Here is a 10,583-nt window from a genome sequence, read left to right as displayed (position 1 = left end):
ATACAATCATGAGGGTGATTAGGTGAAAAAATCGATATACATATTATTCGTTGCATTATTTTTTCTCACTGGAACTACGAATTTTTTATTGTTAAATCATAAAATATATGCTGAACAAAAATCTATTCCACCATATGCTAAGTGGGGTACTTTTGCTATGCAAAAAACAAAAGAAAAGTATCCAACTGCGAAGATTATTGATTATCTTCATATTGGAAGGAATATAGGGAATAGAACCTCAACTGAGAAATTTAAATTATGGTTAAAAGATAACAAAAAGAAATTTGTTGTTTATATTTCTATTGAATTTACTAATGACACAGAAAAAATTATTGAAATCAATTCCAAGGAGTTTTCAGATTAAGATCTTTGACGGTAATACATTTATTTCTAACTCAAATTTCAGAAATCAGGTGTCAAATTTATTAAATGGAAGCTTTTCTGTGAAAAGCCACAGAAAAGCTTCCATTACCAAATTTATCCACAATTGTTCATAATTTCATGATGCCGTTATGCATGTTACCTGACAACACCATTAATTTTTTTATTTTGCTTCCACTCTCTTCGTAATATCCCCATTTTAATAGCATCATAGTATTTTCCATCGACTATTCGTGCCTCTCTAATTCTTGCTTCTACTTGCATTCCAAGTTTCTCAGCTACTCGGATCATCCGCTCATTGCCAGACCATGTAGACATACCTAATCGATGAAGTCTTGTATTTTCAAATAAGTAATCAATCCACAATGCGTATGCTTCTGAACCATAACCACCATTCCAATATTTTTTATCATATGTAACAATTCCTGTTTCAAGCCAATTTGTATTTTGATCAACCCAGTAAGCACCAACACTACCGATAAACTGATTGTTAACCGTCATAATCAATTTACTCGGTACATTTGGCAAAAGTTCTTTATTACTTTCCCATTCTTCTATAAATTGAGCTTTTGTGATATATTTCTCTGGTATATAAGGTCCATTCCATTTCTTTGCAGATTTATCTTTTTCGATGAACTTCCAGTAATAAATCGAATCCAAGTCATCTGTAGTAACCATTCTTAAAGTTACTTTGTTTCCTCTTATTTCAACCATATTCATTCCTCCATATTACGCACTTGTCGTAAAACTTTATAAATTGTATTTCAGGAATAAAACTCGAATGTAAGATAAGCGAATATTTCGATTATAAACCATTTGAAAAAACTTCACATTAATATTCATGATTACCTTATTTTTATACGACTTTAATCGTTCCTAAACAAAGTGTTTTGGAAATAAGGCTGATATACTTATTCCCTTTTATTTGATCAGAGTAATATTATGAATATTCAAAAAACAACACAAAAAAAAGCGCATATTTTGAAAAAAAGATTAGTCAAAATACGCGCAATGTAATTTGCTAAATTCTTTTTATCTTTACGTTTAGTGCCTGGTATCTAAAAGCGATTTTATCTCTTTTATTTGTTCAATGTGTCGCTGTTCATGTATATAGATCAGTTCAATCCATTGATCAAGAGGTAATTCACCTAGAGCAGGATGCTTCACTGATTTTTCCGCCAATATTGATTTATCTTCTATAGTACTAAGAAAAGTCATCAATTTTTTTCTCGAATCGTTTAACATATGAATTATTTGCTGAACTTCAAATGGTTCTACATCTGGTTCAACGATTTTTGGAGCTTTAATCTTTTTCGTTCTATCCAATAATATAAGCTGAACTTTTTTACGTTCTTTTTGAGAACGATCCTTTTCTTTTAATCCCCATGTAACAGCCTTTATAGATGCCTCTTCCACTAAAACTAAGTGATGGCAAACTTGTGCTATGCTCCACATATTCACATCAGGCTTACTATTAAATTGTGCTTCACTTAATAAAGTAATCTCCTTTACTAGGTTACTTCTCGTTACATACAGATTGTCATTAACTAATTTATTCATAAGAATTCTCCCTTCACTAAAAAATGCGTACTTAAATTCCTATTATTCTTTATATATTCTCTACGATGAAAAGTATTCTCCTGAGCTTTACTTCCAATTCTGCTTTCATTCATATTATAAGTTTAGTAGTTTGGCTGGATCATACTTAATTGTTCTATCCGAGCCCATTTTATTATTGTTATTCATTGTTGAATCACACAAAATACTCACTTCATTTAACGGATTTCCATCTTTCTTTTTAAACCAACAAGCTCCTCTTCAGAATAGCATAAAAACTCATTTGCAATGTATTATTGCAAATGAGTTTTCTTTCACAGGCTAATATCTAGCTTTGTATTAAAATATGGCTTGTTTTCACGGTTCTAATTTAATTATTTTGCTCAAGGCATTGATAAACCGCCATCATATCTCGTTTATTCAACTCACGAATGCGAGAGAAAATGGGAATGTCTGCAACAGCCTCAAGATTCATGCTTTTATCAACAACATCACTTACTTTGCCAGTTAGCCATGTTTGCACATCTATGCCATCGACAATTTCCTTACGCCCTTCATCATTGATGCCACTTGCATAACAACTAACACATGGTACCGATAATTTATGCACGCCATCATGGAGTCCATCTTCCGAAATGACTTTCTTCCCTTTACAGAATGGACATGGATGACTTTTTTTAATCTTATTAATTTGGGTAACAATTTTTTTGTAACGAAACGCTTCATAGACATACGTCAGCTTTTTGTATTTTCCATTGGTGAAATACTTATCAATGATGGTTTCTCTCGTTTCTGTGATATTAGCAAAATCACAGATGGTGATTAGATTTTTGCTGCTTATTGTTTCGACATTGCCACTAATTCTCTCCCAGAATGGTAGAACATTTTGTAATACTATTTCATAACCGACAAAGCTTGCTAGTTCTAATTCAAGCATTTTCAGCGATACTTGTGTTTCCCTCGGAAATAAGGATACATCTTCCGTAAGTGCCGTATCACCACCGACAATTGCTTTTAGTTTTTCCAGTTCTGGTAAGTACCCTACTGTTTTTATGACCTCATCAATAGGTTGTCTAATAATCTCACGAATATCAGTATCACCAAATGTTAGTTTTTTATGGTGATTTAGCACTGTTCCTTCACAGATAGGGCAGGTAATCATCTCTTTCGATTCTTTCATTTGCTCTTTAATAATTGATTTCGAAATAAATATATAGCGCCCAATGATTAAATTAAACCCTTCCCATGTCCTCGAAGCTTTCCCTGCTTTATCATAAAATGACTTTTCCCAATATCCATATAAAAATGTATGCTTTTCTGCTTCTGTCATCTCATTGTAGCTTTTGCTAATATCTTGACCAAGTTCATTCTTTATCTCATCAAATAGGAATTGCAATTTTGGATATTGATAATATTTTAATACCTCCATCTCGTCTGGATATAATAAGCCATCCCAGAATGGCACTGTTTTGTCTTGAATGACTAAATCAAAATCAAATTTTTCAATCTCACGACGACCAGAACAGCTTGGACAATGATTTTCTTGACTAAAGAAATCGAAACTTCTAGTATCTTTATTAGTCGGATGAGCAGCCAAAATATGGTTTATTAGTCCACCAATTTCATAAAGAAAACTATATTGACTATACAAGTGTCTTTCAAGGTCAATAGCGATAACAGGAGCGATTCTTTCAGATTCGTATTCACCATAAATCAAACGGGCCATTGATGATAAGCTTTTTAAGATACCACCCTTATAGACGTTTTCTGCATTTTTAAAATAGCCAATATGATTTTCTTTTAAGTAGTTAATGCCATTTTTTGAATCTAGTGTTGAAGAAATATGCAATGGAGCAACGCTATTAGTACTGTTATGTTGACTAAAATATTCATCATGACTGACAACATCAAGATGTTGAACAGGTTCCAGCTGTCTTTTACCAAAATCAACGATATAATCTGAGCTTTCTAACATATAGGCATTATGTTCAATCATCATAATGGAGACAGATTCATCTTGCAGAATGCCCCTTACACTATCAATGAATTGGTTTAATATATTTTGTGATAATCCTTTGGAAGGCTCATCAAAAATAAATAGGGTATGAGCTTTTTTTGAGTTTGAAAACAACTCAGAAACTAAATGAACACATTGAAATTCACCTGTCGACAAGGATTGTGTTTTTCTTTCCAATGTCAAATAACCGAGTCCCAGTTTGATCAGTAAACTTAAGCGTTTATGAGCGATGTCTTCCTTTGGAAGGTCATCAATAATATCTTCAATAGAGCGCTGAAAAATATCATCAATTTCGTCACTGTATCTGGTAAGTTTCTTTTTGATATCAAGAAATGTCGCAACGGTTGATCGGCTAGTAATAGATTGATTTCGATCTTGCCCTACCATGACAAGCTTATCTTTTGGATATCGATTCAGAAAATCCTTGGAGATACACTCATTTACAAGGGTCGATTTACCACATCCAGACTCACCGGTAAAGGTTACAAGTCTATTTTTCGGAATCTGAATTTCAGCCATTTGAATATTACGACAGTGAAGATCATGAAATTGATAGTATTCTGTTGACATTTCCTGATTTCGTTCCCAGAAAACAGGTTTTGGACGTGGTGATTCTGCAACAATTTTTCCGCCGTATTTACCACTGCCTGGCCCAAAGAACAATTGCTCATCAGCTGTGTCTAGCACCGTGTCAGAATGATCAATAAGCCAAATTTGATTCTTATAGCCTAATTGTTTAATCTGTTCTAAAATTTTCAATAGGGTTTCATGATCAAGACCAACTGAGATTTCATCAATTATAATAACGGTATTTTCACTGGTTGCCATGAATTCTGCCAAGTAAAGCCGTGTTAATTCTCCTCCTGACAATGTACCCATGATCCGATTTAATGTTAAGTAACCAATATTCATATGGATAATATTCCTAAGTATATGTTGTCTCTCTGCACTAATATTTAATTCCTCTGAAAGGGAATAAATTGCTTCAATACTTAAATTGTTGATATCGGAAATATTGTGTGGTTGATTTCGTAATTCTATCTTATATTGCTCAACTTCCGGATTATAACGCTTCCCTTCACACTGTTTACATTCGACATTTTTTGTAGTACCACGTCCTTTACATGCAGGACACCAGCCTAATACGTTATTAAAAGAAAAAACTTCTGGCGAAAGATGAAATTCATCTGCAAGCTTTTCACGAATCTCTTTAAAAACGCCCGTATGGGTGCCAATCGTTGAACGCGGATTAGAAGAAATCGATGATTTCCCTAGAAAAAGAACTAAAGGCATGTCTTCCATCTTGATGGCACTAAAATTCGTTTCCATAATATTAGAAAACAAATACTGATATTCAGCCTTAGGCAATAAGGAAACGAGACGCTTCTTGGATTCTTCACCAATGGTTTGACAAAACGTGGTTTTACCAGATCCGGACAAACCAGCAATTCCTAACGATTGATCTTCTGGTAAAACGGCATCTAAACGGTTAATATTGTTAGCAATTAATTGATTTATTTTCATCGGATATCCTCACCATTCTCTAAATTTAGTATTGCAATGTTAGCACAATTAACATGAATTTGCATTGTCTTTTATATCAATACTTGTATTAAAAAAGCAAACGGCTCAGTCTTATACCGAGCCGTTTGCTTTTTCCTATAAATTAGCTTAATACTAATAAAATTCAGCGGTTTGGTCTTACATTTCCTCTAATACCTTTTCAAACTTGCCGAACCAGTTAGTCCAGCCATACTTAGCTCCCGCGGCTGCCTGATCATTTGAGATTCCGGTTTGTTCGAGATGAAGGTTAACCTTTCCGTCCCCTAAATCCTGCAGCGTCCATGTTACCGTATGCTTCTCTCCGCTTTCCCAAGTATAGGACAACCGGTTTGGTGCGTCCACGATAAGCACTTCGCCCTCTATAATTCCATTCCACCATTCATTTGGCTCAGTTCGGAATTGAAATTTATGTCCAACGATTGGTTTAAAGTCATTTTCCATTATCCATTTTGAAAGAGTATCCGATTCTGTTAGTGCGTTCCACACTTTATTGATTGAACTTGTAAACTGAAAATCTAATGATAAATCTGCCATTATTTATTCCTCCGATAATAATTTTTTTAAAAGTACCGCTTTTTCCTTCCAAAATTTCTCATAAAAGGATACCCAATCTTTGATTTCCCTTAAGGGCGCTGCATTTAATCGATACCTTGTTTCTCTACCAACTTTTCGGTCAGCAACTAGACCAGCTTCTTTGAGGAGAGCCAAATGTTTAGAAACGGCTGTACGCCCCATTTGAAATTGAGCGGTTAATTCGTGAAGAGGTAACTCTTCTGCATCTGCCAACAAACGAAGCAATTTACGCCTAGTTGGATCGGCAACTGCTTCATAAACATCTCTATTTGTTCTTGTCCTGTTCAACCTAACTCTCCCCCTGATCTGCATGACTTAAAAGGGACACCAAGTAGTGTCCTATTCGTTATTCAGAATATAACACTATTTGGTGCCCTGTCAAATTTATTTTTTTCATTAAGTAACCATTCTATTCATTTGTCATGATATCCTTATTTTATTAGTCTCTTAAATTAATTTGGCCCATTACAAAAAGCCTTCTTCCTTTAAGAAAAGCGCCCTTTAAGTTAAAGATAGAAGGCGCAGTAAATACTCCTTTTTTATACACATAGAATGATTCTTAATGAAGGAAATAAAGAAATCGAATACAGTTAGTGCAGGGGTGATATTGTGTTAAAGTTTAAAAAAATTAATTTGGAAAAACACCGTGAAAAAGTTCTCAAATTTCGAAAGGATTCGTTTATTGTTAGTTTTGGTGATGCTTTTGGATTTGGAGAAGATGATGATTATCTTCGCTGGTTACAAGAGAATATAGTTGCATATCCAGAAGGTTTCATTTTAGTTGAAGAAGATGGAGAACTTATAGGACAACTTGAATTATCTATTCGGGAATACGAAGATAGGAACATTGGTTATATAAACCTGTATTATCTAATACCTAAAAAACGTGAAAATGGTATAGGACAGGTATTACATAAATATGCAAAACAGTTCTTTAAAAGCAATAATGTAAGTGAATATCACCTTAGAGTATCACCAACCAATTCCTCTGCAATGTGCTTTTACCGTATACTAGGAATGAAAGAAATAGGACCCGAAATTGATGGGAAAGTAATACGAATGAAGGGATACTTATAAGGATCTTATTAAGAACATTGTTCCTTTATTTAAAAGTAAACAATTTTATCAATTTTTAAAACGTAACAACATTCAGAGCATACAAATTTTATGCTATTATTTTCTTGTATAAAAAAACTTTTAAAGAAGGATGTGCCTTTACGGAAAATAACAAATCCGATACCACAAAAAGACAGGACCTCATCATCACCCGTGTCTTTGACGCACCAATTGAAGAAGTATGGAGAGCTTGGTCTGATCCCGATTACGTGATGAAATGGTGGGGACCAGATGGCTTAACTCACCACTTGCAGAGATTGATTTTCGCGAAAGCAAAGTATAACTTGTCTGTATGAGCTCCCCTGAATATGGAAATCAATATAGCAGCTGGCACTACAAAAAAATTGTCCACTTACAGCGAATCGAATACATTCACAATTTAGCAGACAAAACAGGAAAAAAAACAGCCCCCCTCACGATAGGCATGCCTCATGATTTTCCACAAGATCAACTTCATACAATAGAATTCAAAACTTTAAGCGAAAACAAGACAGAATGACCATTACAGAATATGACTGGTCTCTAGTTCAAATGATGGATATGTCAAAAATAGGCATGGAACAGTGTATCGATAAAATAGCAGCCATTTTTTCCAAATCTTAAATAAATATCAGTAAAGTTTAAATCACCATTTTTCTAGCAATATAGTATTCAATATAATCATGCTCATAAAAATGAATGAGGCGGGCGTGAGTTAAACCTATCTAGCACCTGTGCCTTATTATTTATAATCTTAAAGCTTCAACTTAGAAAATTAAGTAATATTACATTCCCCTCCTGTTTCGTAGTTCTTCTCAATAATTTCGAAATGGTGTTTTTCATGTATAGCTAGAAGCTGTATTGCCTGAATTAAATTTGGATACTTAGCTAATGGATCGAAAAACACAATGTGGCCAGCAATATCTTCATCTATACCTTTAACTAATGCTTTCAGTTCATTTGTCTCTTTCGACAGTAATTTTACCAAATCTCTTCCTTCCATAGAATTGCGAATATTTTTTTGGGGAACTAAAATCCAAGGAGCATTCATACCCTTGCCTTTTTTCTCTTTATATTCCGCATAAATATCATGTATTTCAGTTGGAAAAGGAGTATTTCTTCTTAATTTGGCATATGGTGTGAGAATGAATGAAAATTTAGTCGCAACTTTAAGCATTCTTAAAATCAAATACATGTGATATATATGTTCTCCGATCGACCATTTTCCATCTTCATTTCGATTCCATAGTTTCTCTTGTGACAGTGATTCTATTTTGGGCAGAAAGTGATTTCTTTGTTGATTTATTGTGAGGAAATGGTTTGATATGCTTTTAGATTTCATCTAGTAGAATCCTCCGTTTCATATAAAAATCTAAAATTTATACTTAAAAAAATTTCACCCAAAATAAGTTGAGTTATCACTATAAGTAAATTTTGTCCTTCTTGTTAATGATGCTCTTCTATAAAAACCTTTTAGATCATTTCACTTTTAAGATGACAAATAAAGCACTTAGACTGTGATATACTTCACCTATTTACTAGTAATCACTGAAAAGTGAAATATAATTAAAGTTAAAAAGTTATACATATATCATAAAAAATATGGTGTAAAAAAGTCAAAATTCATTCATAATAAAAAATATTTAAACATAATTCTTGCATACTCTATTAATATACCAACATTTTTAGGCATGAAATGTCGGCAATTAATCACATTTTTGTTCTAAAGTAACTGTTGAAAGGGAGTAATCCTATGGATTGGTTAGAAAGAATGAATAATGCATTGGACTACATTGAAGATCATCTAGATGAAGAAATAGACTATAAAAAGATTGCAAAAGCCGCTACTTGCTCTTGCTCTGAGTTTCATTTTTCAAGATTGTTTTCTTCTATCTCAAGTGTTTCACTTTCAGAATATATTTGACGAAGAAGATTAACACTCGCAGCCTTTGAAATTCAAAAAAGTAATATTCGGATCATCGATGTGGCAATTAAATATGGTTATGTTTCATCTGATACCTTCTAACGTGCTTTTTAAAAAATACATGGAATAACTCCCTCCAATGCTCGTAATAAAGGGGTACAATTAAAAGCTTATCCGAGGATGGCCTTTCAAATTTCTATTAAAGGAGATAGTGAGATGGAGTACAGAATCGAAAACCTTGATTTTGAATTAAAAATAGTAGGAAAAGGTACGCCTGTAAAAACCAATAAAGCATTTAAAACAATACCTACACTATGGAGTACTGCGAAAAAAGAAGGTTTCATGCAGAATCTTATTGATATGTCATGGGAAAACCCAAAATGCACACTTGAAAGCCTTTTGGGTGTTTGTGGGAAAGAAGCCGCAATAACAGATGAAGAGTTCTCCTACTTTATGGGGGTAAGATACGATGGAGAACCCCCAGCGGATATGGAGACACTTATTATTCCTCCAAGTACATGGGCAGTGTTCCCCAACATAGTAGATGCATGGGAACGTCTATATTCAAAGTGGGTACCAACCTCTAAGTATGAACTTGCAAATTTACCATGTATAGAATGTTATTACGGACCAAAACATAAACCAAGACATGAACTTTGGGTCCCAATTATCGCAAAATAAATTTTTACAAAGCTTAATCTCTCAAAGATTACCTTGAGAAATTGGGCTTTTTAGATTCGAGTTTCTTCAACACTTTAAATCCACAATAATAGAACAATTAAATATAGCTAAACTATTTAAATCTTCCTGTCTCCTAATTCTGTCCGCCATCTTGACAGAGGAGTAAGTTATTTTCAAAGGTTAAAGCTGCTATTATTTCAGTTTACTTCGGATTTATTACATAATAAGCGACTGCATCTTTATTAAGTTCTAAACCAATCTTCCTCCAAGTAGCACCATTATCCTGACTAATCAGCATTCCTGCGTCCTCTTCCGTAATAGAGTAACTTATTATTTCTGTCTAACTAGGTATCACACTTAAAGCAGTGATCAGACGAGCAAATTACATTTGCCAATAAGTAATTGTTTCAAAAATACCTAGAATAAGAATTATGACACCTGCTACTCGTTGTACCACTAAGCCAACCTTTCTTCCATTCTTTTTCATTAATTTTCCGCTTAATTCGAAATACCAAATAAGAAATATAGCTAAGATTAGAGGCAATGAAGTACCGAATGCAAAAATACTTGGAAGAATCACACCATATGAAACAGATAAAGACATTGGTATCAAAGTACCAAAAAACAAAATAAACATGGTTGGACAGAACCCTAATGTAAAGCTTACTCCCATTAGAAATGCGCCTAGATTGCCTTGTTTAGTCAATCTTTCTGGTATACTACCAAGAGAAAATGACTTATAAAATTTAATGATTCCAAGCATAAAAAGCCCAATTACTATTAATATAGGAC

10 protein-coding genes and 1 pseudogene are annotated in these 10,583 nt (G+C 33.6%); 4 read left to right on the top strand and 7 right to left on the bottom strand.

What is annotated here, in order from left to right; genetic code table 11:
• The first annotated feature begins 22 nt into the window (after positions 1-22).
• Positions 23-364 carry a DUF3889 domain-containing protein gene (locus tag V7014_RS02440; protein ID WP_335503829.1) on the top strand — a complete coding sequence of 114 codons (342 nt, stop codon included), beginning with the start codon at positions 23-25 and terminating at the stop codon, positions 362-364.
• 155 nt (positions 365-519) lie between these two features.
• On the opposite strand, the gene V7014_RS02435 is transcribed toward V7014_RS02440, so the two are convergent.
• The 5 genes from V7014_RS02435 to V7014_RS02415 form a co-directional block, all read right to left on the bottom strand.
• Positions 520-1,095, bottom strand: a complete 576-nt coding sequence (locus V7014_RS02435; protein ID WP_335503827.1) for a GNAT family N-acetyltransferase — start codon at positions 1,093-1,095, stop codon at positions 520-522.
• Between the two features lie 330 nt (positions 1,096-1,425).
• Positions 1,426-1,941: a DinB family protein gene (locus tag V7014_RS02430; RefSeq protein ID WP_335503825.1), complete on the bottom strand. Its 516-nt coding sequence runs from the start codon at positions 1,939-1,941 to the stop codon at positions 1,426-1,428.
• Between the two features lie 367 nt (positions 1,942-2,308).
• Positions 2,309-5,479, bottom strand: a complete 3,171-nt coding sequence (locus V7014_RS02425) for an ATP-binding cassette domain-containing protein (protein ID WP_335503823.1) — start codon at positions 5,477-5,479, stop codon at positions 2,309-2,311.
• Between the two features lie 177 nt (positions 5,480-5,656).
• Positions 5,657-6,055: an SRPBCC family protein gene (locus V7014_RS02420; protein ID WP_335503831.1), complete on the bottom strand. Its 399-nt coding sequence runs from the start codon at positions 6,053-6,055 to the stop codon at positions 5,657-5,659.
• On the bottom strand, positions 6,056-6,379 hold the full coding sequence (locus tag V7014_RS02415) for an ArsR/SmtB family transcription factor (RefSeq protein WP_335503821.1): 324 nt from the start codon (positions 6,377-6,379) through the stop codon (positions 6,056-6,058). It abuts the gene before it with no gap.
• A 321-nt stretch (positions 6,380-6,700) separates the two neighbouring features.
• Here V7014_RS02415 and V7014_RS02410 point away from each other — a divergent pair, with 321 nt between their 5' ends.
• Positions 6,701-7,168, top strand: a complete 468-nt coding sequence (locus V7014_RS02410; protein WP_335503819.1) for a GNAT family N-acetyltransferase — start codon at positions 6,701-6,703, stop codon at positions 7,166-7,168.
• 104 nt (positions 7,169-7,272) lie between these two features.
• Positions 7,273-7,503, top strand: a complete 231-nt coding sequence (locus V7014_RS02405) for an SRPBCC domain-containing protein (protein ID WP_335503817.1) — start codon at positions 7,273-7,275, stop codon at positions 7,501-7,503.
• Positions 7,504-7,961: 458 nt separating this feature from the next.
• Here the strand turns inward: V7014_RS02405 and V7014_RS02400 are convergent, their stop codons facing one another.
• Positions 7,962-8,528, bottom strand: coding sequence for a DinB family protein (locus tag V7014_RS02400; RefSeq protein WP_335503815.1), 567 nt, complete (start codon positions 8,526-8,528; stop codon positions 7,962-7,964).
• A 411-nt stretch (positions 8,529-8,939) separates the two neighbouring features.
• Between V7014_RS02400 and V7014_RS02395 the strand changes: the two are divergent.
• Positions 8,940-9,791 (top strand): annotated as a pseudogene (locus tag V7014_RS02395) (AraC family transcriptional regulator).
• Positions 9,792-10,173: 382 nt separating this feature from the next.
• Here V7014_RS02395 and V7014_RS02390 read toward each other — a convergent pair.
• On the bottom strand, positions 10,174-10,583 hold a 410-nt coding region (locus V7014_RS02390), incomplete at its 5' end, for an urease accessory protein UreH domain-containing protein (RefSeq protein WP_335503813.1).

The organism is Bacillus sp. JJ722, assembly GCF_036963345.1.
Taxonomy (GTDB): Bacteria; Bacillota; Bacilli; order Bacillales; family DSM-1321; genus Bacillus_AD.
The sequence above is the reverse complement of the archived record's forward strand: the minus strand, read 5'-3'. Positions and strand labels throughout refer to the sequence as shown.

Coding starts and splice junctions, on each gene's coding strand:
- V7014_RS02435 (WP_335503827.1), bottom strand. CDS start 1,095: ATGGTTGAAATAAGAGGAAACAAAGTAACTTTAAGAATGGTTACTACA.
- V7014_RS02430 (WP_335503825.1), bottom strand. CDS start 1,941: ATGAATAAATTAGTTAATGACAATCTGTATGTAACGAGAAGTAACCTA.
- V7014_RS02425 (WP_335503823.1), bottom strand. CDS start 5,479: ATGAAAATAAATCAATTAATTGCTAACAATATTAACCGTTTAGATGCC.
- V7014_RS02400 (WP_335503815.1), bottom strand. CDS start 8,528: ATGAAATCTAAAAGCATATCAAACCATTTCCTCACAATAAATCAACAA.